The organism is Streptomyces sp. NPDC030245, from assembly GCF_055572995.1.
This window is the reverse complement of sequence record NZ_JBVICF010000002.1, coordinates 395,860-420,723: the sequence shown is the minus strand read 5'-3', so window position 1 is coordinate 420,723 and position 24,864 is coordinate 395,860. Positions and strand designations below refer to the sequence as shown.

Sequence of the window (24,864 nt, the reverse complement as noted above, 5' to 3'; positions counted from 1 at the left end):
CTGCTCGTCACACTGAAAACCTTCGCGGGCGTCCGCACAAGAGTGCCCCTCAGGCCGTTCCCGTACCGGGAATTTCTGTTGCGCCGCCCGACGCGCGCGGCTCACGATGCGTTCATGGACGACACGGGGGTACGGGCATGAGCGCCCGGCTGCGCGGACAGGCGCAGGAGACGGAGCGGATCGTCGCGGCGGGCGGGTACGTCACGCCGGGCGGCCGCGAGGTGGGCATCGCCGAGGCGGTGGCGGCGGCCCGCGCCGGCACGCGCATGTTCGGACCGGAGCCGGTGGACGTGGTGCCCCGCGCGCCTGGGGACACCTTCTTCGAGGTCACGGGGGAGAGCAGCCTGGAGGCGGCCCGCAGGCTCACGGCCGCGGGCGACTCCCCGGTGGCGGTGCTCAACTTCTCGTCGGCGCGCAATCCCGGCGGCGGATATCTGAACGGCGCCCAGGCACAGGAGGAGGCGCTCTGCCGCGCCTCCGCGCTGTACACCTGCCTGCTCGAAGCGCCCGGGTTCTACGCCCACCACCGCGCCGACCGCGACCCCTTCTACAGCGACCGCGTCATCTGCTCGCCGGGCGTCCCCGTCTTCCGCGACGACCGCGGACGGTTCCTCGACGAGGCATACACCGTCGGCTTCCTCACCGCCGCGGCGCCGAACGCCGGGGTGATCCGCCGCCGCACCCCCGACCGCACCCAGCACCTCCCCCACGCCCTGGCCACCCGCGCCGAGCGCGTCCTGGAGACCGCGGCCGCCCGAGGCTACGGCCGCCTGGTGCTCGGCGCCTGGGGCTGCGGGGTCTTCATGAACGACCCCGCGCAGGTCGCCGGCGTCTTCCGGACCCTGCTCGGCGCGGGCGGCCGGTTCGCCGGACAATTCCCGCACATCGTGTTCGCCGTACTCGACCGCACGAAGGGCGCGACGACCCGCGGCGCTTTCGAGCAGACCTTCGCACAGGAGGTCAGTGCCGGCCCCCTGACGCCGGCTCTCTGAGAAGGCGTCAAAGCCTGTCGGCGGCCGCTGCCGCGTCGTCCGTGACAGGAGTCGGCCACTCCGTGTACCACCGTCGGTCCGCCTCCAGCTGCGCCGCCAGGGAGATCAGCAGCGGCTCGCTGCCCGCCGGGCCGAGGAGCTGGGCGCCGACGGGGAGGCCGCCCGGGGTGCGGCCCGCGGGGACGTTGACGCCCGGCCAGCCGAGCACGTTCCACGGCCACGCGTAGGGGCACGCGGCGATCATCGCCCGGTCGGTGCGCCAGCCGCTCATCGCCGCCAGCGTGCCGACGCGCGGCGGGGGAGTGGCCGTCGTCGGCGCGAGCACCACGTCGTACGTCGAGAAGACGGCGCCCACCCGCCGGTGCAGCGCCGCCTCCGAGCGGCGCGCGAGACGCAGCGGAGCGCCCTGCAACAGCCGCCCCATACGGGCAGCTTCCCGCGTGCGCCGGTCGAGGAGGGAGACGTCCGGCACCCGGCGCGCCCACTCCGCGATGCCCGCCGTGGCCCGCGGCACGAACGCCAGGCCGATCTGCCCGTACCGCGGATCCGCCTCCGCCACGTCGTGCCCGAGCGCGGCGAGCCGCTCCGCGAGCGCCACCACCCGGTCCCGCACCACGGGGTGCAGTTGCTTGGGCGTCGCCGTGAACGGCATCCGCAGCGACAGGGCGATCCGCAGCCGCCCCGGATCGCGCGTCGCCGCCTCGGCGGCCCGCACGGCGGGCGGCCGGTGCAGATCGCCCGCGTGGCTGCCGCTCGCCGCGTCGAGCAGCAGCGCGGCGTCCGCGACCGTCCTGGCCAGCGGTCCGTTGACGGTGATGCCGTGGAAGGCCTCCGGCCACGGCCACGTCGATATGCGTCCGCGCTGCGGCTTGATGCCGACCAGATGCGTCCAGGCGGCGGGGATCCGCACCGAGCCCGCGCCGTCCGAGCCCAGCGCCGCGGGGACGAGCCCCGCCGCGACCGCGGCCGCCGAGCCGCCCGACGAGCCCCCGGGCGTGTGAGCGGTGTTCCACGGATTGCGGGTGTCCCCGAAACCGGGGCCCTCCGTGAACGGCCACTGCCCCAGCTCGCACGTGTTGGTCTTGCCCACGATCACGGCTCCGGCAGCGCGCAGCCGGCGTACGGCCTCCGCATCCGCCGCGCTCGGCGGGAATTCACCCCGGCACCCGAACGCGGTCGGCTCGCCCGCCACGTCCATGTCGTCCTTCACGGCCAGCGGCACCCCCAGCAGCGGCCGCTCCGAAGAGGCACCGCCCGCCGCCAACTCCCGGTCGGCGGCGTCCGCCTCGGCCAGCGCGGCCTCGGTCCGCACCCGCTTGAAGGCGTTGAGCACGGGCTGCGACGCCTCGATCCTGGCCAGCGTCCGCTCGGTCAGCGCGCGCGAGGACACGTCTCCCTCGGCCAGCGCGCGGGCGGTGCGCGCCAACCCCTCAGCACGGTCGGCAGTCATGTGGGGGCACCTTCGCTCGACGAACGGATGCCCGAACGTTAACCGGCGAGTAGCCCAACACGGAACGCGTCGGGGGAGGTTGCCCCGACCGATGTCGCTCCGCCCGCCTCCGGGCTCCCGACACCGGTCTGCGAGGATGCCCCTGTCATGGTGCAGATACCGAAGCAGCAGCCCACGCAGCGCTCCGTGCCGACGAGCGCCGACGTCGCCCGCCTGGCGGGGGTCTCCCGCGCGACCGTCTCGTACGTCCTCAACAACACCAGCGCCGTCCGCATAAGCGAGCCGACCCGGCGCCGCGTCCACGCGGCGGCCAGAGAGCTCGGCTACGTCCCGCACGCCGCCGCCCGCAGCCTCCGTGCCGGACACAGCCGCATGGTCCTCATGCCCACGTCGGAGATCCCGATGGGCCCGCTCTTCAGCCGGTTCTTCAACGAATTGCAGTGGGCGCTCAGCCGGTTCGACTACACCGTCGTGCAGTACGCCAGCCTCGGCCTGACCGGCGAGGACGCCGCCCGCGCCTGGGCCGAGCTGCGCCCCGTGGCGGTCCTCGCGCCCGACGCCTCCGCGCTCAACCCGCGCGGCGTCGAGGTCCTCAAGCGGTCCGGCGCCAAGGCCGTCTTCACGCTCGGACCCCACCGCGTCGAGGGCGCGCACGCCCTGCTGATGGACGGCCGCAGGGTCGGCGAGGCCGCCGCCCTGCACTTCCTCGCCCGCGGACGGCGCGGCATCGGCGTCGTCGTCCCCGCGGAAGACGGCCTCGAACACTTCTCGCGACCCCGCCTCGAAGGGGTCCGCCAGGCCGTGGAGCGCGCCCGGACCACCGACGCCTCCGTCACCGAGCTGCCCCTCGCGTACGACGAGGAGTCCGCCGCCCGGCTCGCGACCCGCTGCCGCACCCAGGGGATCGACGCCGTCTTCGCCTACAACGACGAGTACGCGATGCTCGTGATGCGAGCCCTCCAGGACGAGGGCATCGCCGTGCCCGACGAGGTCGCCGTGCTCGGCTCGGACGACCTGATGCTCGGCAGGCTCCTGCGGCCCCGGCTCAGCACCGTCCGCATCGAGCTGCCCTCGGGCCGCGGCCTCGCCGAACTCGTCGACCGAGTGGTGCGCGACCCCGGCGCGGAACCCGAGGTGCACGACGTGCTCGGGGCCGACGTCGTGCACCGTGAGTCCAGCTGACGGCTACGGCCCTTCCTGCCGCGTCTCCCGCCCGGCGCTCACTGCCCCTGCTGCTTGGCCTGCTCCTCGGCGACCTGCCGGCGCACGTCGTCCATGTCCAGGTTCCTCGCCTGCCCGATGACGTCCGTCAGGGCGGCCTCCGGCAGCGCGCCCGGCTGGGCGAACACCGCCACCTGGTCGCGGACGATCATCAGCGTGGGGATGGACTGGATGTCGAAGGCCTGGGCCAGCTCGGGCTGCGCCTCCGTGTCGACCTTGGCGAAGACCAGGTCGGGATTGGCCTCGGCGGCCCGCTCGTAGACGGGAGCGAACTGCTTGCACGGCCCGCACCAGTCGGCCCAGAAATCGATCAGAACGAATCCGTTGTCCGTGACCGTCTGGTCGAAGTTCTCCTTGGTGAGCTCCACTGTCGCGCTGCTCATGGTGTTCCCTACTTCCTGCTGTCGGGCGTAGCCGCTGTGCACAACGGCCGATGGTGCGAACGTATTCCGCCTGCCGCGGGCACGGAACAGTGCCGCGCCCGCACGAGCGTGTTCCGCGCGCGTACCCGTGTGGCCACGGCGCACACCTGCCGACAGACTGTCCTCATGACGGATGCCATCACGTACGACGTAGTAGTCATCGGAGCAGGTCCCGTGGGGGAGAACGTCGCGGACCGGGCCCGCGCCGCGGGGCTCAGCGCCGCGATCGTGGAGAGCGAACTGGTCGGGGGCGAGTGCTCCTACTGGGCGTGCATGCCCAGCAAGGCCCTGCTGCGCCCCGTGATCGCCCGCGCCGACGCCCGCCGTGTCCCCGGCCTGCGCCAGTCCGTGCAGGGCCCCCTCGACGCCCAGGCCGTGCTCGCCCACCGCGACTACTACACCTCGCACTGGAAGGACGACGGCCAGGTCGGCTGGCTGGACGGCATCGGTGTCGACCTCCACCGCGGACACGGCCGCCTCGCGGGCCCCCGCAAGGTCACGGTCACCGGCACGGACGGCACGGAGCGCACCCTTGAGGCCCGCCACGCCGTGGCCGTCTGCACGGGCACCCGCGCGGCCCTGCCCGACCTGCCGGGCCTCGCCGATGTCGAGCCGTGGACGAGCCGCGAGGCCACGGCCGCCGACCATGTGCCCGGTCGCCTCCTGGTCGTCGGCGGCGGCGTCGTCGCCGTCGAGATGGCCACCGCCTGGCAGGCGCTCGGGTCGCACGTGACGGTCCTGGTGCGCGGCGGCGGCCTGCTGCCCCGCATGGAGCCGTTCGCGGGCGAGCTGGTGCAAGAGGCACTCACGGAGGCGGGCGCCGAGGTCCGCTCCGGCGTGTCGGTCACCGCGGTGACACGCGAGAACGGCACAGTGACGGCGACCCTGAACGACGGCTCCACCCTTCAGGCGGACGAGATCCTCTTCGCCACGGGCCGCGCGCCGCGCACGGACGACATCGGCCTGGAGACCGTCGGCCTGGAACCCGGCTCCTGGCTGCCGGTCGACGAGAGCCTGCGCGTGGAGGGCAGCGACTGGCTGTACGCGGTCGGCGACGCGAACCACCGCGCGCTCCTCACCCACCAGGGCAAGTACCAGGCCCGCATCGCGGGCGCCGCCATCGCCGCCCGCGCCCAGGGCGTCCCGCTCCTGGAGACCGACCGCTGGGGCGCCCACTCCGCCACCGCCGACCACGCCGCCGTCCCGCAGGTCGTCTTCACCGACCCCGAGGCGGCCTCCGCCGGCCTCACCCTCGCCGAGGCGGAAGCCGCCGGCCACCGCGTCCGCGCCGTCGACTACGACATGTCCGGCGTCGCGGGCGCCGGCCTCTACGCCGACGGCTACCGCGGCCGCGCCCGCATGATCGTCGACCTGGACCGCGAGGTCCTGCTCGGCGTCACGTTCGTCGGCCCCGGAGTCGGCGAGCTCATCCACTCGGCGACGATGGCGGTCGCGGGCGAGATCCCCCTGGACCGCCTGTGGCACGCGGTCCCCGCGTACCCGACGATCAGCGAGGTGTGGCTGCGGCTGCTTGAGACGTACCGGGGCTGAGGCCCCGACGCCTTGGTCGGCACCCTGCCGCTCCGGTAGCGGGCGGTCCTATGATCGTCACTCAGCGTACGAGGGGGCCGGGAGCGTACAGGGGGCCGAGTATGGCGGCAGGCTGGTCGGCGTCGCGACGGGCGCAGGAGGCGCGGAGCCAGGAGCGGCTGCTGCGGGAACAGTGGCGGGCCGCCCGCCGCCAGGCGCACCGGTGGGAGGCGGCGAGCGAGGGGGAACGCCGGGTCGCCGCCCAGCTGCTGGTGCTGACGGAGCGCGGGTGGCGGCTGCTGGTGGACCGGCGGTGGCCCGGCACGCGGGCCGCCAACGTGGACATGCTGCTCGTGGGGCCAGGCGGTGTCTTCGTCATCGACGTCAAGAACTGGCGAGCCGCCCCCGAGACGTCGGGCGGGAAGCTGAGTGCCGGAGGGCGGCCGTGCGACGAACACGCCGCCAAGCTCCTGGCCGTCACGAAGGCGGCCGAGGGCGCGGTGGCTGCCCTCGGCATGTCCCCCGTGGCGGTGCAGCCGCTCATGGTCTTCGCGGGACGGCGGCTCGACGCCGGGCTCGGCAGGATACGGCTCCTCGGCGAACACGAGGTGGGGCCCGCGCTCCTGGCGGAGCGCCACCGGCTGCGGGCGGAGTCGGTCCGCGCGGTCGCCGACCACCTGGAACGCGTCTTCCCCGATTACGAGGGATCGACGGTCGACCGGCCGCCTCCCGCCGCCCCGGCCCCGGCTCCGGCTCCGGCCGGAAAGACCGAGCCGGACGGGCTGTTCGACCTCGAAGGGCTGCGGGACGCGGCACTGCAAGACGCGTTGCGCGCCCCGATCGAGCAGTGGATGACCTTCCTCCACCCCGACCAGGTCGCCCTGGTCCGCCGCAACTGGTCGGGCCCGGCCCGCATCAGTGGTCCGGCCGGCACGGGCAAGACGGTCGTCGGCCTGCACCGTGCGGCCCATCTCGCCCGGCGCACCGGCGGCCGGATCCTGTACGTCACGTTCGCCAACAACCTGCCCCGGGTGCAAGCCACCTTCCTCAGGACCATGTCCCCGGCGGTCGCGGAGCGGGTGGACTTCCGCAGCCTGCACTCCTGGGCGCAGGAGTTCCTCCAGGAGCGCGGCGTGCCGGTCCGGCTGCACAAGGACAAGGCGGAGACCGCCTTCAGTCTCGCCTGGAAGCACGTCGGACGCGACAGCCGGCTGGCGCAGATCGACCCGGCACCGGCCTACTGGCGCGAGGAGATCCACCACGTCATCAAGGGGCGCGGCATCACCACGTTCGAGGAGTACGCCGTCGTGCCCCGGCGCCGGCGCAGGACCGTCCTGCGCCGGCCGCACCGGCAGGCGATGTGGGAGCTGTACGAGGCGTACGAGTCGTTGCGTGTCGAGCGGGGCGTGCACGACTTCAACGACATCCTCTCCCTCGCCCTGGCAGAGGTGACACGGCAGCAGAGCTCGCGCCGGTACGCGGCCGTGATCGTGGACGAGGTGCAGGACCTCACCCTCGTCGGAGTGCGGCTGCTGCACGCGCTGGTCGGCGACGCCGCCAACGGACTGCTGCTGGTGGGCGACGGCCAGCAGGCCGTCTATCCGGGGGGTTTCCGTCTCACCGACGCGGGCATCGACATCCGCGGCGACCGCGGGCAGGTGCTGCGCACCAACTACCGCAACAGCAAGCAGATCCTCGACACCGCCCTCGCGGTCGTCGCCGACGACGCCTTCGAAGACATCGACGGCCTGCGCACACCGGGCCGCAGGGACGTGGATCTCACGTACCACGACGGGCAGGTCGTCCGCGTCACGAAACCTGCCGTGGCCGACCACGACGAGGCCCTCCTGCACGCCCTGCGCGCCCTGTCCGCCGCCGAGCGGGGCGACGCCGCGGTGCTGTGCCCCTCGGTGCGGGCCATCGACCACTACCAGCGCCTGCTCACCCGCGCCGACATCCCGGTCTGTCCGCTGGAGCACTACGACGGCCACCCCGTGGCAGCGGTCAAGCTGGGCACGTACCGCAGGGCCAAGGGCCTGGAGTTCAAGCGCGTGTACCTGCCCCGGCACGACGACGCACTGCGGCACGAGACCCCGGGCGGCGGCCCCGGGGCCCCGGCCCCGCCCGAAACGGCACGGGAGCACGGAGAACTCCTGCGCAGCCAGCTTTTCGTGGCGATGACGCGGGCGCGTGACTTCCTCTGGCTCGGGAGCGTCACTCGGTGAGCATCCGGGCGGGGCGGGCGGGCGTCTGTGGCCTCTCAGGCGTCCAGACGGACATCCTCGTTCAGGCGCTCACATAGACATCCTCCACATACCGCCCCTCGGCGACCAGGTCCCGCCACCACGCCTCCGCCTCAGCGGCGTCGCCGCCCGCGTGCTTCATGCGGAGGTGCTGGAAGGCCTCGCGGACGCCGGGGGCCATGCGGGCGCCGTCGCCGCAGACGTAGACCCGGGCCCCGGCCTCCATGAGGCGCCAGATCTCCTCGGCCTCGGCCGCGATCCGGTGCTGTACGTAGAGGAGTTCACCCTCGGGGGCCTTGGAGTACGTCGGGCGCATGGAGACCGCTCCCGCGTGCTCCGCGGCCTCCAGTTCCGCGCGGTGGAGGTAGTCGACGTCGGGGTGGTCGCAGCCGAAGTAGCAGAGGGCAGGCGCGAGTTGCGTGCCGCCACGCAGTAGGTCCAGGCGGTCGGCGATCGCTCCCCGGAACGGGGCGAGCCCCGTGCCCGCGCCGATCATGATGACAGGCGTCGCGGCGTCGGCGGGGATCCGGAAGACGTCGCGGCAGGGCTGCACGCGCGCGTGGAGCGTGTCGCCGGGCCGCAGGCCGTGCAGGTACGCCGAACCGGTGCCGCGGAACGTCCCGCGACCGGAGCGGTCCGGCGCCGACAGGAGCGAGACCATCAGATCGGCGTGGCCCGGCGAGGCGGCGGGCGAGGACGAGATCGAGTAGTGCCGGGGGCGGACCGCCGGCAGCAGTTCGAGCAGGGCGGGCCAAGGGAGCTGACCGCGCAGCGCCGGGTAATCCTCGAACAGGCCGAGGATGCCACCCTGCCGTGCCGCCGACGCCACCGGGTCCGCGGCCAGTTGTCGCAGGGCGGCGCGCTCGGGCGGGCACGGGTTGTGCTCGGCGAGCAGGGCGGCCTGCGCGGCGGTCGGGGCGTCGCGCAACTCCACGTACCGGCTGAGGAGTTCGCGGGCGGTGACGGGCCGGTCGAGCGGCAGGGTGGACCGTCCGGGCCGGTGCGCGCGGATGTTGAGCACCGCGTCCGGGTCGACGCCGAACAGCGCCGCCGCGCGCTCCACCAGGCCCGGGTCGTTGACCGGCAGCACGGACAGGTGGTCGGCGGTGCGGTAGGTCACCCCGGCGGGAAGTGCCACGCGCAGGAACCGCTTCGGGCGGGCGAGCGGATGCGTGAGGTCGACGAGGTCGGCGGTCTCCGTCACGGTCATCGGTACCGTGCCGTGCCGGGCGTCCAGCGCGTCCAGCGGCCCGCCGCGGACCTCCACGACGTCGTAGGCCCTGGCGGGCGGCGCGGTGTCGGCGGCGGCTCCCGCGCTCTCCGGGTCCCCGTACTGGCGCAGCAGGATCTGGCGCAGCGCCGAGGTGAAGCGGTGCACCGATCCGGCGAGGTCCCCGGAGGCGTCGGCCTCGGCGCGCTCCATGAGGCGGGTCGCGCCCGAGGCCGCGAGGCCGTCGTCGATGAGGGTCGGTACCTGCTGGTAGGTCGCCGCCCAGTTGCGGTCGCCGACGCCGAGGACCGCGAACCGCACGCCGTCGGCGGCGTCCGGCGCGGCTCCGGTCAGCCAGGACACGAACGCGCCCGCGTCGTCGGTGGGCCTGCCGTTGTAGGAGGCGGCGACGATCACCACGGGGGAGCCGGTGGGCAGCGCGTCGGCGGCCTCGTCGAGCGGGGCGACGCGCACGTCGAAACCCAAGTCGGCGCCGAGCTCGCCGAGTTGCTCGGCGTATGCGCGGCAGGTGCCGAAGTTGGAGCCGTGCAGCAGCGTCAGGGCGGTGCCCGGCAGGGCCCGGGTGGGCAGGTCGCTCTCCGCCCGGTCGCCGTCGCCCCGCGCACTCGCGGAACCGGCCCCCGAGCCCGCGGTACCGACCCCGGACGCCCCACCGAGCGCGGTCAGCGCGGTGAGGGAGGACCGGCTGCGCTCCCGGTCCGCGGGGGTGCGCGCGGCCAGCGTCATGGTGAAACCGTCGGGCTTGAGAGTGAGGGTCTCCTTCACCTTCAGGCGGTAGTCGGCGTGGTCGATGAACCGGTAACGGTGCACCAGCATGCCGAGCAGCATCGTCGCCTCGTGCAGCGCGAACTGCCGCCCGATGCAGGCACGTTCACCCGTTCCGAACGGCTTGTACGCGTGCGGGGAGCGGGCCGCCTCCACCTCGGGGGCGAAGCGCTCGGGGTCGAACTCCTCGACGTTGTCGCCCCAGACCGGGTCCCGGTGCAGCATCGGCGTGAGCACCACCACGTACTGCCCCGCCTTGATCGGATACTGCCCGCCGATGACGGTGTCGACGCGGGCCCGGCGCTGGAACGCGGGAGCGGTGGGCCACAGCCGGAGCGCCTCGTTGAGCACTTGGCGTACGTAACGCAACCTGCCCACGTCCTCGTACGTCGGCTCGGGGTCGGGATCGTCGCCCCACAGCGCGTCCACCTCGGCCTGCGCCAGGTGCAGGACCGCGGGGTTCTTCACCAGGTGGTGAAGGGCGAAGGCCAGCGTGCCGGAGGTCGTCTCGTGCCCGGCGATGAGGAACGTGATGACCTGGTTGCGGATGTTCGCCTCGTCCAGGGTCTCCCCGCTGTCGGGGTGCGGGGAGTTGAGCATCAGGCCGAGCAGGTCGTCGGCGGAGGTGTCGCCCGACGCCTTGCGCGCCTCGATCACCTCGTCGACGACCCGGGCGAGGAAGGCGGCGTCGGCCTCGAAGGCCGCGTCGTCGGCGGCGTAGTCACCGGCGGGGTCCCGCGCCAGCTTCGCCTGACTGTGCGCCAGGCCTCGTACGAGCGCCTGGACGAAGGGGTGCGGATCGGTGCGGCCGAACGACTCGAAGTCGTAGCCGAAGCCGGACAGGCCGATGGTGTCCAGCGTCATCCTGGTCATGTCCTCCGAGACCTGCACCGGCGCGGACTCGGCCGCGCCCGGCGTGAACCGGCCGTCCCAGGAGGCGATGAGGCGCCGGGCCACGCGCAGCATGTGCGGGTGGTACGTCCGCATCGAGTTCATGGCGAACGCGGGGAGCAGGATGTCGTGCGCCTTGGCCCAGTTGGGTTCCTCGTCGTACGCCGTGAACAGGCCGTCACCGGCGATGCCGCGGACGTTCTGGAGGGCCGGCCCGACACCCTTGGAGAAGCGTGTCTCGTCGGACACTTCCTCGACCAGCTCCAGCGAGCTGACCCAGACGGTCTCACGGCCGTGGTACCGGCGGACGTAGAAAGGGCCGTGCCGCCGCGCGAGCTCCACGGACTGCTGGACCGGCGTACTGGTCGGCCCGGCCGCCGTCACATCGACGGTGGGCAGTACGAGGTCCGGGTAGTCCCGGAGACCGCAGACCTCGACGGGGTGTTCTTCGCTCATCGGGCAGTGCCTCTTCCCATGGATGCGGGGAGTTGAGCGCCCGGAACGCGGGGCGCCACATCCACGGTGGCCTCCCCGGGGCGGCGGCCCCGCGCGAGAACTACATAATCTTGTAGGGGTCTTTTGCGCGTCGCCGGTTGCGCGGCGAGTGACGAGGTGTCAGGGGGAGGGGAGCAGGGAGGCGAAGGGGGTCAAGGGTGTTAAGGGTGTGAAGGAGGCGATGGATGTGAAGGTGGCTAAAGGGGCGAAGGGGACCCAAAAGGCCCAAGGGACTCAAGGGGCTCAAGGGACTCAAGGGACTCAAGGGACTCAAGGGACTCAAGGGGCCCAAGAGGCGGATGCGGCGGTGTGGCGCGGTCGTTTCCTCACCCTGCTCGACCGTTCCCCCGTGCCGACCGCCATCGCCAGCACGGGCGGACTCGTCTCCGTCGCCAACCCCGCCTTCGCGACGGCCCTGGGCCTCCAGCCGGGCCGGGTGGCGAACCAGCTCCTGCTCGACCTGCTCACCCCCACCAACAGACAACAGCTCCGCAAACTCGACGAGGCCATGCGCTCCGGCCGCAGGTCCCGCTACCCCGTCGAAGCGAGCTGGACGGCACGCGGAACGGCCCGCCACGGGCAGGTCACCGTCGAACCCGTCACCGACCCGCTCGCGGACACACCGCCCTTGCTGGTGACGCTGCGCGTCGCGGCGGAGCGGGCGGAGACTGCGGGAAACGACACGTCAGCCCGTACTGCCGACGCGGGGGAGGAGCTCACCCACCCGGCCCTGAGCGCGCAGGAGGCCCGCATCCTGCGGCTGGTCGCGGGCGGCGCCACCACATCGGTCGTGGCACGCGCGGTGGGAATCGGCGTCGACGGCGTCAACTACCACCTGACACGGCTCTGCCGCCGGCTGCGGGTCCAGAACCGGACGGCGCTGGTGGCGCGGGCGTACGTACTCGGGCTTCTGGACCCCGAGGCGTGGCCGCCGCAGGTGGCGGGCCCGGCCGGACGCCGGGGCGGCACGGCAGCGAGCGGACCCTGAGCGCCCCCGACTCTCTCGGTGGGCTCCTGAACACGCCCACGTACCCTTGCGGCGTGACCATGCGCAAGGCGGCCGACGTGAGTGTCGCTAGTGACGTGAGTGTCGACGCGATGATCGACGACCTCAGAACCCTCGTCGAAGTCGAGTCGCCCTCGCGCGACCTCGACGCCCTGACGAAGTCGGCGAGAGCCGTCGCCGAAGTGATCGAGAGCCGGCTCGGCGGGCAGGCCGTGCACGGCCTGGCGGCGCTCGACGACCGGTCGGGCGTCGAGATCCTGGTCACCGCCGACGAGGAGGTCGGCTCCCGCTCCTCCCGCACCCTCATCGAGGAGCGCGCCCGCGCCTGCGGCGCCGTCCTGGTGTTCGAGGGCGCCGCTGACGGCGGCGCCCTGAAGACCGGCCGCAAGGGCTGCGGCACGTTCGAGGTCGTGGTCGCGGGCCGCGCGTCACTCGCGGGCCTCGAACCCGAAGCCGGCGTCAACGCCCTGGTCGAAGCGGCACACCAGGTCCTGCACATCGCGGCGCTCGGCCGCCCCGACATCGGCACGACCGTCACCCCGACCATCGCGTCCGCGGGCACTTCGGACAACGTGGTTCCCGCGGAGGCCACGGTCGTCGTCGACGTCCGGGTCGAGTCGGCCGAGGAGAAGGACCGCGTCGAGGCCGCGTTCGCGGCGCTGACTCCGCACCTGGACGGGGCGGAGCTCACGGTCCGCGGCTCCGTCGGCCGCCCCCCGATGCCCGAGTCGGCGGCTGCCGGACTCTTCGCGATGGCGGAGCGGCTGCTCCCCGGGGTCGGGGGCGCGGCGGTGGGCGGCGGCAGCGACGGCAACTTCACGGCCGCGCTCGGCGTACCGACGCTCGACGGCCTCGGCGCGGTCGGGGGCGGCGCGCACGCCGACCACGAGTACGTGCTGGTCGACGCGATGGCCGAGCGGGCACGGCTCGTCACGGGTCTGGTGGGCGCGATCCGCGACGCCGGGGCCCGACGGGTTAATGTGGAGTCAGCGGTGATCTTTTCCGGGGATGCCGGTGGCTGAAGGCAGCTGAGGGTTCCCGGCGCCGCGCGGCGGTGGGGCTCGCCGTACCCGAACCGCGGTGAACGATGCTGCCAACGGTCCCTACTTGCGCACGAGTGCGCCCGAGGACGGGCGACGGCGAGTAGGAGGAGCGGTGAGCGGTGACGTGGCGACGCGGCACGAATGGCAGGTCGTCGCGGCGGTCGCGGTCGGCGGCGGCATCGGCGCGGTGGCGCGGTACGCGGCGTCGCTGTGGTGGCCGGTGCCTCCCGGCGGATTCCCCTGGACGACCCTCGCGGTGAACGCCGTGGGATGCGCGGCGATCGGCGTCCTGATGGTGCTGGTCACGCAGGCGCGGCCCGTCCATCCCCTGGTGCGGCCCTTCTTCGGTACGGGAGTCCTCGGCGGCTTCACCACGTTCTCGACGTACGCGGTGGACATCGAGCGGCTCCTGAGCGGCGACCACGTCCGCACGGCCCTGCTCTACCTCGCCCTGACGCCACTCGTGGCGCTCGCGGCCGTCTGGAGCGCGACGTGGGCGACGCGCCGTGTGCTGACGCGCCGCGCGGTGCCGGGGAGGCGGGCATGACCTGGCTGCTCGTCATCGCCGGCGGGATGATCGGCGCCCCGCTGCGCTACCTGACCGACCGCGCCGTGCAGGCCCGCCACGGCACCGCCTTCCCCTGGGGCACCCTCACCGTCAACATCATGGGCTGCCTGATCCTGGGAGTGCTCACCGGCGCCGTCACAGCGGGCGCCGCGTCGTCGCACGTCCAGCTCTTCCTCGGCACGGGGCTGTGCGGCGCGCTCACGACGTACTCGACTTTCTCGTACGAGACACTGCGGCTCGCGGAGAGCGGTGCGCGGCGCCGCGCGGTGGCGAATGTGCTGGTGAGCGTGGTGGCGGGTGTCGGCGCGGCCTGTGCGGGGGTGGCGGCCGCCGAGGCACTGTGGCTGTGAGCCACCGGTGGGAAGCGCTGTTGCTTCGCTCCCCACCGGTGCTCCCCACCTGCTCAGACCTGGGCGGCCTGGGCGAAGTCCCCGTTCAGCGCGGCGGCCATGCGCAGGTGGGGCGCCGCGTCGTCCGGACGGTTCTGCCGCTCCAGCGTGCGGCCCAGCATGAGCCGGGCGTAGCTCTCGACCGGATCGAGGTCGAGCACCTTGCGCAACTCGGCCTCGGCGCGGGTGAGTTGCGCCGAGTGGTAGTAGGCACGGGCGAGCAGCAGACGCGGGGCGACCTGCTCGGGCACCTCGTCGGCCAGGGCGTCGAGGATGCGCGCCGCCGTCGCGTACTCCTTGGCGTCGAAGAACTGCCGCGCGCGCTCCCAGCGCTCCGCCGCGGTCCCGTGGTCGTAATAGGTCATGTCCACTGTCTGCCTCCTTCGGGGGCTGCAACGACCCGACGTAGTTGAATATTCCACCACTGTCTCTGTGGCGGGCAGGCGGCTGCCGTCCGGCCCCCGGCAGGGCTAGGTTGTGCGACATGAGCAATCTTGATCGTGAGGCGGTTCCTTCCTTGTGCGGCGGACGCGGCTTCGTCGTCGCGGAACCGGTACGGGAGCTCCTCGGCCCGCGCCGGGTCAAGCTCGGCGAGTCCACCGAGGTCCGCCGCCTGCTGCCGAACCTCGGCCGCCGCATGGTCGGAGCCTGGTGCTTCGTCGATCACTACGGCCCCGACGACATCGCCGACGAACCCGGCATGCAGGTGCCGCCGCACCCGCACATGGGCCTGCAAACCGTCAGCTGGCTGCACGACGGGGAGGTGCTGCACCGCGACTCCACCGGCAGCCTGCGGACCATCCGCCCCCGCGAACTGGGCCTCATGACCTCCGGCCGGGCCATCTCCCACTCCGAGGAGAGCCCCAGGTCCCACGCCCGCTTCCTCCACGGCGCGCAGCTGTGGGTCGCCCTGCCCGACAGCGACCGGCACACGGCCCCCCACTTCGAGCACCACGCGGAGCTGCCGCAGATCACGGCGCCGGGCCTGGCCGGGACACTGATCCTCGGCACGCTGGACGGAACGGCCTCACCCGGCACGACGTACACGCCCATCGTCGGCGCGGACCTCGCCCTGTCCGACGCCACGGACGTACGCCTCCCTCTGGAGCCGGACTTCGAGTACGCGGTCCTCTCCATGTCCGGCGAGGCACACGTCGACGGCGTACCCGTCCTCCCCGGCTCGATGCTCTACCTCGGCTGCGGCCGCACCGAACTCCCCCTGCGCGCGCATTCGGACGCGTCCGAGCCGTTCGAGGAGGAGCTGGTGATGTGGTGGAACTTCGTGGGCCGCAGCCATGAGGAGATCGAGCAGGCGCGGGGCGACTGGATGACGGGCACCCGCTTCGGCGAGGTGAAGGGCTACGAGGGCGCGCCACTGCCCGCCCCGGAACTGCCGCCGGTGGCGCTGAAGCCGCGGGGTCGACTGCGCTGACCTGGGGGTTATGTGTCTGGTGCGAAGGGCAGGAGGTCGCGGAGCCCGGAATGGTCGAGGGCTTCGCAGACGCATGGGCTCGCCGCTGTGAGCGCGAGACTGCCTCCCACGTGGCCGGCGGCGTGACGCATCCCGAGCAGGGCGTAGAGGCTGCCGTTGTCGCAGTACGTGATCCCGGTCAGGTCGAGCAGGAGATGACGGTGCCCCGACTCCAGTTCGCGTACGACCATGTCGCTGAGCTTGCCGACGTTGACGACGTCCAGTTCTCCGAGGAGCTTCAGCGTGAGAAACGTCGTGCCGCCGCCGGAGGCGGTCTCACAGATCGTCAGCCGGTCCATCGCCCTACTCTTGCACAGCGCGAGAGCCAGAGGGGCTGGCCTCCGAGGGAAAGCTGTCCGCGCAGGAACAGGCGCTGCACTCGCCCCGCCCTCGCGAGCACTCCCTTGACCTGCGTGAAGCGAGTCACTACTTTGCGAGGACACTGATCTGCGCCGCGGCACCGACCCGCGGGCGCAGCGTCGACCCACAGCACCAAGAGGAGGGGACCAGCAGATGTGCACGAGCTCTGATCTCGGTCGCCTCGCTCAGTGCACCGCCTGGGTCCCGGGCCGGATCGCGCACGGCTGCTGAGCAGGCCGTCCTGATGTGCCCCTTCGCGGCACGTTCCGGTTTTCCTCCCTCTCGGCACCATCTCCTCACCATGTCTCGGCACGTCGCTGTCCCGTGCCTTCCCGCGCCCGCCGCTCCCGCGAGGCGCGTCTGATCACAGAAAGCTGCCTGAAATTGGCGAACACGACATCGACCGATCACGCGCCGGAACGGCTGCCCGGCGACGTGACAGAGGCGCGGATCACGGTCAACGGGAATGAGACACCGCTCTCGCCGGCCTCACCCCACACCACCGCGCTGGACTTCCTGCGCGAGCGCGGCCTCACCGGTACCAAGGAGGGCTGCGCCGAGGGCGAGTGCGGGGCCTGTTCCGTGATGGTGGCCAGGCCCGGCGTGGACAAGCCCACCGACTGGGTCGCGGTCAACGCGTGCCTGGTCCCGGCCGCCGCACTCGACGGGCAGGAGGTCATCACCGCCGAGGGGCTCGCCACGGCCGGGGAGCCCGGCACGATGCCCTCCCTGCACCCCGTGCAGGAGGAGATGGCGGTCCGCGGCGGGTCCCAATGCGGGTACTGCACACCGGGGTTCGTGTGCAGCATGGCCGCCGAGTACTACCGTCCCGGCCGTTGCGAGCACGCCGATCGGAGCTCCGCAGCAGACCAGGGACCGACAACTTCCGAAGGCGCCGACCCCGAGCACGGGCCCAACGGCTTCGACCTGCACGCCCTGAGCGGAAACCTGTGCCGCTGCACCGGCTACCGCCCCATCCGCGACGCCGCGTTCGCCGTCGGCGCGCCCACCGAGGACGATCCGCTGGCCCGGCGCCGCGAGCAGGAGCCCCCCGTACCGGTCGCCACCGAGTACACCCGGGACGGCGCCACGTTCCTGCGGAAGGACACCCTGGACGCGACGCTGCGGCTGGTGCGTGAGCGGCCCGACGCCGTCGTCGTCGCCGGGTCCACCGACTGGGGCGTCGAGGTCAACATCCGTGCCCGCAGGGCCGATTGCGTCATCGCCATCGACCGGCTGGCGGAGCTGCGGGAGCTGCGCGTCGCGTCCGGGTACATCGAGATCGGGGCGGCGCTGACGCTCACGGAGATCGAGCGACGGCTGGGTGCCGGAGACGTGCCGGACGTCCCGCTGCTCGCCGAGCTCTTTCCGCAGTTCGCCTCCCGGCTCATCCGCAACGGCGCCACCCTCGGCGGCAACCTGGGCACCGGCTCGCCCATCGGCGACAGCCCGCCGGTACTGCTCGCACTCGACGCGACGCTGGTGCTCGCCGACGCGGACGGCGAGCGCGTCGTGCCGCTCGCGGAGTACTTCACCGGGTACCGGCAGAGCGTGCGACGCCCGGACGAGTTGATACGGGCCGTCCGTATTCCGCTGCCTCTGTCGCCCGTCACGGCCTTCCACAAGATCGCCAAGCGGCGTTTCGACGACATCTCCAGTGTCGCCGTCGCCTTCGCGCTGGACATCGAGGGTGGGGTCGTACGCAAGGCGCGTATCGGTCTGGGAGGCGTCGCCGCGACCCCCATACGTTCCCTCGCCACCGAGGCCGCCCTCGAAGGCAAGCCGTGGTCGGCACAGACCGTCGAGGCCGCGGCCCGGGTGCTGCGCGGGGAGGGCACCCCGATGAGCGATCACCGCGCCAGCGCCCTCTACCGTTCCGCGATGCTCGGCCAGAGCCTGCTCAAGCTGCACGCACAAACCACCGAGGCGGTCACCTCATGAGTCACCTGTCCGAGCGTCCCGAGAAGCCCGTGGTCGGCGTCTCCATGCCGCACGAGAGCGCCGTCCAGCACGTCACCGGCGCCGCTCTCTACACCGACGACCTGGTCCAGCGCACCAAGGACGTCCTGCACGCCTACCCGGTGCAGGTCATGAAGGCCCGCGGCAGGATCACCGCGCTGCGCACCGCGCCCGCGCTCGCCGTGCCCGGCGTGGTCCGCGTGCTGACCGGCGCCGACGTGCCCGGCGTCAACGACGCGGGCATGAAGCACGACGAGCCGCTCTTCCCCGATGAGGTCATGTTCCACGGACACGCGGTCGCCTGGGTGCTCGGTGAGACGCTGGAAGCGGCCCGACTCGGTGCCGCGGCCGTCGAGGTGGAGTTGGAGGAGCTGCCCTCCCTGGTCACGCTCCAGGAGGCGATCGCGGCCGGAAGCTATCACGGGGCCCGGCCCCTGATGGAGACCGGTGACATCGACGCGGGCTTCGCCGACTCCGCGCATGTGCTGAGTGGAGAGTTCCAGTTCGCCGGACAGGAGCACTTCTACCTGGAGACGCACGCGGCGCTCGCGCAGATCGACGAGAACGGGCAGGTGTTCATCCAGAGCAGCACTCAACACCCGTCCGAGACGCAGGACATCGTCTCGCACGTGCTCGGCGTCCCGGCCCACGAAGTGACCGTGCAGTGCCTGCGCATGGGCGGCGGCTTCGGCGGCAAGGAGATGCAGCCGCACGGGTTCGCCGCCGTCGCCGCGCTCGGCGCCAAGCTCACCGGCCGCCCGGTCCGCTTCCGGCTCAACCGGACCCAGGACCTGACCATGTCGGGCAAGCGGCACGGATTCCACGCCACGTGGAAGGTCGGCTTCGACGCGGAAGGACGTATCCAGGCCCTCGACGCCACCCTCGTCGCCGACGGCGGCTGGAGCCTCGACCTCTCCGAGCCCGTCCTCGCCCGCGCGCTGTGCCACATCGACAACACGTACTGGATCCCCAACGCGCGCGTCGCGGGACGTATCGCCAGGACCAACACCGTCTCCAACACCGCCTTCCGCGGCTTCGGCGGCCCCCAGGGCATGCTCGTCGTCGAGGACATCCTGGGGCGCTGCGCGCCGCTGCTCGGTCTGGACCCCATGGAGCTGCGCGAGCGCAACTTCTACCGGCCCGGCCAGGGGCAGACCACGCCCTACGGCCAGCCCGTCACGCAGGCCGAGCGGATCACCACCGTCTGGCGGCAGGTGCAGCAGGACGCCGCCATCGCCGACCGCCGGCGCGAGATCGCCGCGTTCAACGCCGCGCACCCGCACACCAAGCGCGCCGTCGCGCTCACCGGCATCAAGTTCGGCATCTCCTTCAACCTCACCGCCTTCAACCAGGGCGGCGCGCTCGTGCTGATCTACAAGGACGGCTCCGTCCTGATCAACCACGGCGGCACCGAGATGGGCCAGGGCCTGCACACCAAGATGATGCAGGTGGCCGCGACCACGCTCGGCATCCCGCTGCACAAGGTACGGCTCGCCCCGACGCGCACCGACAAGGTGCCCAACACCTCCGCCACCGCCGCCAGCGCCGGAGCCGACCTCAACGGCGGGGCGATCAAGAACGCGTGCGAGCAGCTGCGCGAACGCCTGCTCCAGGTGGCCGCGACCCAGCTGGGCACGAACGCGTCGGACGTACGCATCGTCGAGGGCGTCGCACGCGCGTTGGGCAGCGACAAGGAGGTGGCCTGGGACGACCTGGTGCGCACCGCGTACTTCCAGCGCGTCCAGCTGTCGGCGGCCGGCTTCTACCGCACCGAGGGGCTGCACTGGGACGCGAAGGCGTTCCGCGGCTCGCCGTTCAAGTACTTCGCCCATGGCGCCGCCGCGACCGAGGTGGAGGTCGACGGTTTCACCGGCGCGTACCGGATCCGGCGCGTGGACATCGTGCACGACGTCGGTGACAGCCTGTCCCCGTTGATCGACATCGGTCAGGTGGAGGGTGGCTTCGTGCAGGGCGCGGGCTGGCTGACGTTGGAGGACCTGCGCTGGGACACCAGTGACGGCCCGAACCGCGGCCGGCTCCAGACGCAGGCGGCGAGCACGTACAAGCTGCCGAGCTTCTCCGAGATGCCGGAGGAGCTGAACGTCACGCTGCTCGAACGCGCCACCGAGGAGGGCGCGGTCTACGGCTCCAAGGCGGTCGGCGAGCCGCCGCTGATGCTGGCGTTCTCGGTACGTGAGGCACTGCGGCAGGCCGCCGCGGAGTTCGGACCGGACGGCCACAGCGTCGAGTTGGCCTCCCCGGCGACGCCGGAGGCGGTGTACTGGGCGATCGAGGAGGCGCGGCGGGCCACGGCCGCGTCCCGGAACGGCCACGCGCCGGTGACTGCCGGCTTCACTGAGCCCACCCGGACCACCGCCACCGCACCGTCCTCGTCGAGGGCCGACGCCTCCGCGCTCAACGGTGCCTGACATGACATGGATCGCCGCGGTCGCGCGGTTGCGGTCGCGCCGGGAGCCCGGCGTGCTGGTGACCGTCGCGACCGTGCGCGGTCACGCCCCGCGCGAGGCCGGCGCCAAACTCGTCGTCGGGCGCGACGAGACGTGGGGCTCGATCGGCGGCGGCAACGTGGAGGCCGTCGCGATCGACCGCGCACGGGAGATGCTCACCGCGGCCGAGGCGGAGCCTGAACTGATGGATTTCGCCCTGAACGACAAGGTGACCAACCAGCACGGCGTGCAGTGCTGTGGCGGCACGGTCTCGGTCCTGCTCGAACCGCTGCCGGTGGTACGGGCGGTGGCGATCTTCGGTATGGGGCACGTCGGCCTGGAACTGGCGCGCATCCTCGCCCGCCAGGACCTGGACCTGCATCTGATCGACAGCCGCGCGGACATGCTCACGGACACCCGGCTCGGCACGCTGTCGGACGCGGTGGCACAGCTGCACGTGCATCACACGCCCCTGCTGCCCGAGGAAGTCCTGGAGGAGCTGCCGCACGGCACCCACGTCCTGATCATGACCCACGACCACGCCGAGGACGCGGCCCTCTGCGACGCGGCCCTGCGCACCACGCACCTCGGCTCCGTGGGGCTGATCGGGTCCGCGGCCAAATGGGCGCGCTTCCGCAAGCGCCTCGCCACCGAGGGCGGCCACGACGACGCCGCGATCGACCGGATCAAGACCCCGATCGGCTTGTCCGACATCACCGGCAAGGAGCCCGCGACGATCGCGGTGAGTGTGGCGGCGGACCTGTTGCGGACTTTCGAGAATGAGGGGAAGTAGTCCCGCAGTTGGGCGCAATGAACAGCGGGGCGGGCCACGCCACCGGCAGTGGCGTGGCCCGACCGAGGTGGCACGGGATTGCTCAGGTAAGGGTCCAGCGTTGGTTGCCGCCGTTCGAGCAGGAGTAGAGCTGGATCAGGGTGCCGTTGGCGGTGCCGGCCCCGGTGGCGTCGAGGCAGAGGCCGGACTGGACGCCGACGATGGAGCCGTCGGAGTTGACGCGCCATTTCTGGTTGTCGCCACCCCAGCAGCCGTAGATCTGGACCTTGGTTCCGTTGCCGGTGCCGGCGGCGTCCAGGCACTTGTCGCCGTTGACCCTGAGCTCGCCCGCGGCGGTCCGGGTCCACTGCTGGTTGGCGCCGCTGTGGCAGTCCCACAGCTGGAGTTGGGTGCCGCCGGCGGTGCCGTTGCCGGGCACGTCCAGGCAGCGGCCCGAAGCGACGCCCTTGATCTGCCCGGCATCCCCGGGAGGCGTGGTGGAGCCGCCGTTGAGCGCGTTGAGCACGGCGGTGTAGGCGGGCTTCTTGCTGCCGTCGCCGTTGAACAGCAACGGTGAGTGCTCCGGTCGCCAGGAGTCGGAGTCGCGCACACCCCAGACGGTGATGCCGAGGCAGCGCGGGACGGCCAGACAGTCCTTGGTCACGTCCGCGTAGGTCGAGGCCGGGGCGCCCTGGATGTCGAGTTCGGTGATGGCCACGTCGACGCCGAGGGCGGCGAACTGCTGAAGGGTGGTGCGGAAGTTGCTGTTGTAGGGGCTGCCGCTGTTGAAGTGCGACTGGAAGCCGACGCAGTCGATCGGCACGCCGCGCTGCTTGAAGTCCTTGACCATGGCGTACATGGCCTGCGTCTTGGCCCAGGTCCAGTTCTCGACGTTGTAGTCGTTGTAGCAGAGCTTGGCCGCCGGGTCGGCGGCGCGCGCGGTGCGGAAGGCGACCTCGATCCAGTCGTTGCCGGTGCGCTGGAGGTTGGAGTCGCGCCGGGCGCCCGAACTGCCGTCGGCGAAGGCCTCGTTGACGACGTCCCACTGGGCGATCTTGCCCTTGTAGTGGGACATCACGCCGTTGATGTGGCCGATCATCGCCTGGCGCAGCGTGCTGCCGCTGAGGCTCTGCATCCAGCCGGGCTGCTGGGAGTGCCAGGCCAGGGTGTGGCCGCGTACCTGCTTGCCGTTCTGCACCGCCCAGTTGTAGACGCGGTCAGCGGCGGTGAAGTCGAACCGGCCCCGCTGGGGCTCGGTGGCGTCGATCTTCATCTCGTTCTCGGCCGTCACCGAGTTGAACTCGCGGTTCGCGATCGTCGTGTACGTCGAGTCGCCCAGTCTGCCCGAGGCGATGGCGGTGCCGAAGTAGCGGCCGCTCTGCGCCGCCGCGGCGCCGAGGGTGCTCTCGGCCGCACTCTCGGCGGCGTGTGCGGCCGGCGGCGCGACCGGTGGGGCGACCGCGCCGAGGACGCCGACGACCAGCGCCGTCAGGAGGCCGAGACCGCCGAGCCTGCGGCGGACGGCGGGTGGGGAAGGCGGGGGTAGTGGGGGAAGGGCATGCGCAGACATGACTGTGCCTCCAAGGCGGACATCAGGGAAGGACTGAAGCGACGGCTGAGCGCGCTGTCTGAGAGATCTGGGAGCGCTCCCAGTCGAAATACCGAACAACGGTCGGTGCGTCGAAGATTCGAGGCGGACAGTAGTGAGGCGGAGGGGAGTCGTCAACAGGTGCGGACAGAGTGGGGAGTTGACGATGTGACGGCCGGGCCGGACACTCCCCGTCCGTAAACTTTCGAAGGCTTCCCGGTCGCCCAGGCGTGCCGGTCGGGTCGGACCCCCGACGAAGAGCCGTTGTTTGTGGGCAGGTCCGCGACAAGTCTTGACCGCGAGCCCCCGTCTCCCTAGCTTGTGGCGCCAGAGTATTCGAGAGTTTTCCGAAAGTTTTCGGGAGGTCTTCCGATGTGGTTACGCCATCCGCCCTCGACCCGCCCGAGACGCTGGCTCGCCGTCCTGGCGCCCTTGCTGCTCGCGGCCACGTTCCTGAGCGCCCCGCCCACCGCGGCGGCGCCCGACACCCCGCCCGCCGCCACGGCGACCGTCGACACCAACGCCTGGTACGTGCTGGTCAACCGCAACAGCGGCAAGGTCCTGGACGTCCACAACCTGGCGACCCACGACGGCGCCCGCATCACCCAGTGGACCAGGAACGACCAGAACCAGCAGCAGTGGCAGTTCGTCGACTCCGGTGACGGCAACTACCGCATCAAGTCCCGCCACTCCGGCAAGGTCCTCGACGTCTCCGGCCGGTCCACCGCCAACGGCGCCTCGATCGTCCAGTGGGCCGACTCGAACGGCACCAACCAGCAGTGGCGGCTCGCCGACAGCTCCGACGGCCACGTGCGGCTCATCGCGCGCCACAGCAACAAGGCCCTCGAAGTCCAGGGCGGCTCCACCGCCGACAACGCGAACGTCGTCCAGTACGACGACTGGGGCGGCACCAACCAGCAGTGGCAGCTCGTCAAGGTCGGCAGCGGCGACCCCGGCCAGTGCGATCTCCCGTCCACGTACCGCTGGAGCTCGACGGGCGCGCTGGCGCAGCCCAAACCGGGATGGGTCTCGCTCAAGGACTTCACCGTCGTCCCGTACAACGGCAAGCAACTCGTCTACGCGACGACGCACGACACCGGGACGAGTTGGGGTTCGATGAACTTCGGCCTGTTCACCAACTGGTCGGAGATGAGCTCCGCCAGCCAGAACACGATGTCGACGTCCACCGTCGCGCCCACGCTCTTCTACTTCGCGCCGAAGAACATCTGGGTGCTCGCCTACCAGTGGGGCGGGACCGCCTTCTCCTACCGGACGTCGAGCGACCCCACCAACCCCAACGGCTGGTCGGCCCCGAAGGAGCTCTTCTCCGGAAGCATCCCCGGCTCCGGCACCGGACCCATCGACCAGACGCTCATCGCCGACGGCACGAACATGTACCTGTTCTTCGCCGGTGACAACGGCAAGATCTACCGGGCCAGTATGCCGATCGGGAACTTCCCCGGCAGCTTCGGCACGAACTCGACCGTGGTCATGAGCGACACGACGAACAACCTCTTCGAGGCCCCTCAGGTCTACAAGCTCCAGGGCCAGAACCGCTACCTCATGATCGTCGAGGCGATCGGCTCACAGGGCCGCTACTTCCGCTCGTTCACGGCCACCAGTCTCAACGGCTCATGGACCCCCCAGGCGGCGACCGAGAGCAACCCCTTCGCCGGCAAGGCCAACAGCGGCGCCACGTGGACCAACGACATCAGCCACGGCGAACTGATCCGCACCGGCGCCGACCAGACCATGACCGTCGACCCCTGCAACCTCCAGCTGCTCTACCAGGGACGCAGCCCCAGCTCCGGTGGCGACTACGGCCTGCTGCCCTACCGCCCGGGCCTGCTGACACTGCGCCGATGAACCTCTGACGCCGCACCCCGACGGCCCGTCGACCGCCGTCCCCAAAAAAATCCCAGGAATCCTCCGCCCCCCGAGAACCAAACGTACGCAAGATCACGTGTTACGGGCGACCACATCAGGCACGCTCAAAAGACAGGCAATATCGGGTGGCAGGC

19 protein-coding genes are annotated in these 24,864 nt (G+C 71.9%); 13 read left to right on the top strand and 6 right to left on the bottom strand.

Annotated elements, in window-relative coordinates:
- Positions 1–137 precede the first annotated feature (137 nt).
- A complete protein-coding gene (locus ACZ4Z4_RS06525) occupies positions 138–992 on the top strand; it encodes a TIGR02452 family protein (RefSeq protein ID WP_468323053.1) in 855 nt (284 codons plus the stop codon).
- 7 nt (positions 993–999) lie between these two features.
- On the opposite strand, the gene ACZ4Z4_RS06520 is transcribed toward ACZ4Z4_RS06525, so the two are convergent.
- Entirely contained in the window at positions 1,000–2,442 is a 1,443-nt protein-coding gene (locus tag ACZ4Z4_RS06520) for an amidase (RefSeq protein WP_468323050.1), read from the bottom strand.
- Between the two features lie 147 nt (positions 2,443–2,589).
- On the opposite strand from ACZ4Z4_RS06520, the gene ACZ4Z4_RS06515 reads away from it, so the two are divergent.
- The gene (locus tag ACZ4Z4_RS06515) at positions 2,590–3,624 is read left to right on the top strand and encodes a LacI family DNA-binding transcriptional regulator (RefSeq protein ID WP_468323047.1); all 1,035 of its coding nucleotides are present in this window, start codon (positions 2,590–2,592) and stop codon (positions 3,622–3,624) included.
- A gap of 38 nt (positions 3,625–3,662) precedes the next feature.
- Here ACZ4Z4_RS06515 and trxA read toward each other — a convergent pair whose 3' ends face one another.
- Positions 3,663–4,088, bottom strand: a complete 426-nt coding sequence (gene trxA, locus ACZ4Z4_RS06510; protein ID WP_468323045.1) for a thioredoxin — start codon at positions 4,086–4,088, stop codon at positions 3,663–3,665.
- Between the two features lie 123 nt (positions 4,089–4,211).
- Between trxA and ACZ4Z4_RS06505 the strand changes: the two genes are divergently transcribed.
- Together ACZ4Z4_RS06505 and ACZ4Z4_RS06500 are read left to right on the top strand one after the other, a co-directional pair.
- Positions 4,212–5,636: a dihydrolipoyl dehydrogenase family protein gene (locus tag ACZ4Z4_RS06505; RefSeq protein ID WP_468323042.1), complete on the top strand. Its 1,425-nt coding sequence runs from the start codon at positions 4,212–4,214 to the stop codon at positions 5,634–5,636.
- A 101-nt stretch (positions 5,637–5,737) separates the two neighbouring features.
- Entirely contained in the window at positions 5,738–7,840 is a 2,103-nt protein-coding gene (locus ACZ4Z4_RS06500) for a nuclease-related domain-containing DEAD/DEAH box helicase (protein WP_468323039.1), read from the top strand.
- Between the two features lie 61 nt (positions 7,841–7,901).
- Here the strand turns inward: ACZ4Z4_RS06500 and ACZ4Z4_RS06495 are convergent, their stop codons facing one another.
- A complete protein-coding gene (locus ACZ4Z4_RS06495) occupies positions 7,902–11,201 on the bottom strand; it encodes a bifunctional cytochrome P450/NADPH--P450 reductase (protein ID WP_468323036.1) in 3,300 nt (1,099 codons plus the stop codon).
- Positions 11,202–11,589: 388 nt separating this feature from the next.
- On the opposite strand from ACZ4Z4_RS06495, the gene ACZ4Z4_RS06490 reads away from it, so the two are divergent.
- From ACZ4Z4_RS06490 to crcB (ACZ4Z4_RS06475), 4 genes are all read left to right on the top strand, one after another.
- Positions 11,590–12,228 (top strand): helix-turn-helix transcriptional regulator, encoded by a 639-nt coding sequence (locus ACZ4Z4_RS06490; protein WP_468323033.1) that lies wholly within the window; start codon positions 11,590–11,592, stop codon positions 12,226–12,228.
- A 59-nt stretch (positions 12,229–12,287) separates the two neighbouring features.
- Complete coding sequence (locus tag ACZ4Z4_RS06485) at positions 12,288–13,268, top strand: M20/M25/M40 family metallo-hydrolase (RefSeq protein WP_468324157.1); 981 nt, start codon at positions 12,288–12,290, stop codon at positions 13,266–13,268.
- 133 nt (positions 13,269–13,401) lie between these two features.
- Positions 13,402–13,836, top strand: coding sequence for a fluoride efflux transporter CrcB (crcB, locus tag ACZ4Z4_RS06480; protein WP_468323030.1), 435 nt, complete (start codon positions 13,402–13,404; stop codon positions 13,834–13,836).
- A complete protein-coding gene (gene crcB, locus ACZ4Z4_RS06475) occupies positions 13,833–14,207 on the top strand; it encodes a fluoride efflux transporter CrcB (RefSeq protein ID WP_468323027.1) in 375 nt (124 codons plus the stop codon). Before crcB (ACZ4Z4_RS06480) ends, crcB (ACZ4Z4_RS06475) begins: the two co-directional genes overlap by 4 nt.
- Positions 14,208–14,260: 53 nt before the next feature.
- Here the strand turns inward: crcB (ACZ4Z4_RS06475) and ACZ4Z4_RS06470 are convergent, their stop codons facing one another.
- Positions 14,261–14,617, bottom strand: coding sequence for a tetratricopeptide repeat protein (locus tag ACZ4Z4_RS06470; RefSeq protein ID WP_468323024.1), 357 nt, complete (start codon positions 14,615–14,617; stop codon positions 14,261–14,263).
- A gap of 113 nt (positions 14,618–14,730) precedes the next feature.
- Between ACZ4Z4_RS06470 and ACZ4Z4_RS06465 the strand changes: the two genes are divergently transcribed.
- On the top strand, positions 14,731–15,678 hold the full coding sequence (locus ACZ4Z4_RS06465) for a pirin family protein (RefSeq protein ID WP_468323021.1): 948 nt from the start codon (positions 14,731–14,733) through the stop codon (positions 15,676–15,678).
- 8 nt (positions 15,679–15,686) lie between these two features.
- On the opposite strand, the gene ACZ4Z4_RS06460 is transcribed toward ACZ4Z4_RS06465, so the two are convergent.
- A complete protein-coding gene (locus ACZ4Z4_RS06460) occupies positions 15,687–16,016 on the bottom strand; it encodes an STAS domain-containing protein (RefSeq protein ID WP_468323018.1) in 330 nt (109 codons plus the stop codon).
- Between the two features lie 496 nt (positions 16,017–16,512).
- On the opposite strand from ACZ4Z4_RS06460, the gene ACZ4Z4_RS06455 reads away from it, so the two are divergent.
- Genes ACZ4Z4_RS06455 through xdhC form a run of 3 tightly spaced genes read left to right on the top strand, consistent with a single transcriptional unit; the run spans position 16,513 to position 21,276 of the window.
- Positions 16,513–18,018 (top strand): xanthine dehydrogenase small subunit, encoded by a 1,506-nt coding sequence (locus ACZ4Z4_RS06455; protein WP_468324155.1) that lies wholly within the window; start codon positions 16,513–16,515, stop codon positions 18,016–18,018.
- On the top strand, positions 18,015–20,465 hold the full coding sequence (xdhB, locus tag ACZ4Z4_RS06450) for a xanthine dehydrogenase molybdopterin binding subunit (protein WP_468323016.1): 2,451 nt from the start codon (positions 18,015–18,017) through the stop codon (positions 20,463–20,465). The genes ACZ4Z4_RS06455 and xdhB overlap by 4 nt, the downstream gene beginning before the upstream one ends.
- A gap of 1 nt (position 20,466) precedes the next feature.
- Complete coding sequence (xdhC, locus tag ACZ4Z4_RS06445) at positions 20,467–21,276, top strand: xanthine dehydrogenase accessory protein XdhC (RefSeq protein WP_468323013.1); 810 nt, start codon at positions 20,467–20,469, stop codon at positions 21,274–21,276.
- Positions 21,277–21,358: 82 nt separating this feature from the next.
- On the opposite strand, the gene ACZ4Z4_RS06440 is transcribed toward xdhC, so the two are convergent.
- Positions 21,359–22,825 carry an endo-1,4-beta-xylanase gene (locus ACZ4Z4_RS06440; protein ID WP_468323011.1) on the bottom strand — a complete coding sequence of 489 codons (1,467 nt, stop codon included), beginning with the start codon at positions 22,823–22,825 and terminating at the stop codon, positions 21,359–21,361.
- 390 nt (positions 22,826–23,215) lie between these two features.
- Here ACZ4Z4_RS06440 and ACZ4Z4_RS06435 point away from each other — a divergent pair, with 390 nt between their 5' ends.
- Complete coding sequence (locus tag ACZ4Z4_RS06435; protein ID WP_468323008.1) at positions 23,216–24,709, top strand: non-reducing end alpha-L-arabinofuranosidase family hydrolase; 1,494 nt, start codon at positions 23,216–23,218, stop codon at positions 24,707–24,709.
- Positions 24,710–24,864 lie beyond the last annotated feature (155 nt).

Bases quoted from the DNA above. Each gene is read 5' to 3' on its own strand.
- ACZ4Z4_RS06515 (WP_468323047.1), top strand. From the start codon at position 2,590: ATGGTGCAGATACCGAAGCAGCAGCCCACGCAGCGCTCCGTGCCGACG.
- ACZ4Z4_RS06495 (WP_468323036.1), bottom strand. From the start codon at position 11,201: ATGAGCGAAGAACACCCCGTCGAGGTCTGCGGTCTCCGGGACTACCCG.
- ACZ4Z4_RS06505 (WP_468323042.1), top strand. From the start codon at position 4,212: ATGACGGATGCCATCACGTACGACGTAGTAGTCATCGGAGCAGGTCCC.
- ACZ4Z4_RS06520 (WP_468323050.1), bottom strand. From the start codon at position 2,442: ATGACTGCCGACCGTGCTGAGGGGTTGGCGCGCACCGCCCGCGCGCTG.
- ACZ4Z4_RS06465 (WP_468323021.1), top strand. From the start codon at position 14,731: ATGAGCAATCTTGATCGTGAGGCGGTTCCTTCCTTGTGCGGCGGACGC.
- ACZ4Z4_RS06435 (WP_468323008.1), top strand. From the start codon at position 23,216: ATGTGGTTACGCCATCCGCCCTCGACCCGCCCGAGACGCTGGCTCGCC.
- xdhB (WP_468323016.1), top strand. From the start codon at position 18,015: ATGAGTCACCTGTCCGAGCGTCCCGAGAAGCCCGTGGTCGGCGTCTCC.
- crcB (WP_468323027.1), top strand. From the start codon at position 13,833: ATGACCTGGCTGCTCGTCATCGCCGGCGGGATGATCGGCGCCCCGCTG.
- ACZ4Z4_RS06460 (WP_468323018.1), bottom strand. From the start codon at position 16,016: ATGGACCGGCTGACGATCTGTGAGACCGCCTCCGGCGGCGGCACGACG.
- ACZ4Z4_RS06485 (WP_468324157.1), top strand. From the start codon at position 12,288: ATGCGCAAGGCGGCCGACGTGAGTGTCGCTAGTGACGTGAGTGTCGAC.
- xdhC (WP_468323013.1), top strand. From the start codon at position 20,467: ATGACATGGATCGCCGCGGTCGCGCGGTTGCGGTCGCGCCGGGAGCCC.
- ACZ4Z4_RS06525 (WP_468323053.1), top strand. From the start codon at position 138: ATGAGCGCCCGGCTGCGCGGACAGGCGCAGGAGACGGAGCGGATCGTC.
- ACZ4Z4_RS06440 (WP_468323011.1), bottom strand. From the start codon at position 22,825: ATGTCTGCGCATGCCCTTCCCCCACTACCCCCGCCTTCCCCACCCGCC.
- ACZ4Z4_RS06500 (WP_468323039.1), top strand. From the start codon at position 5,738: ATGGCGGCAGGCTGGTCGGCGTCGCGACGGGCGCAGGAGGCGCGGAGC.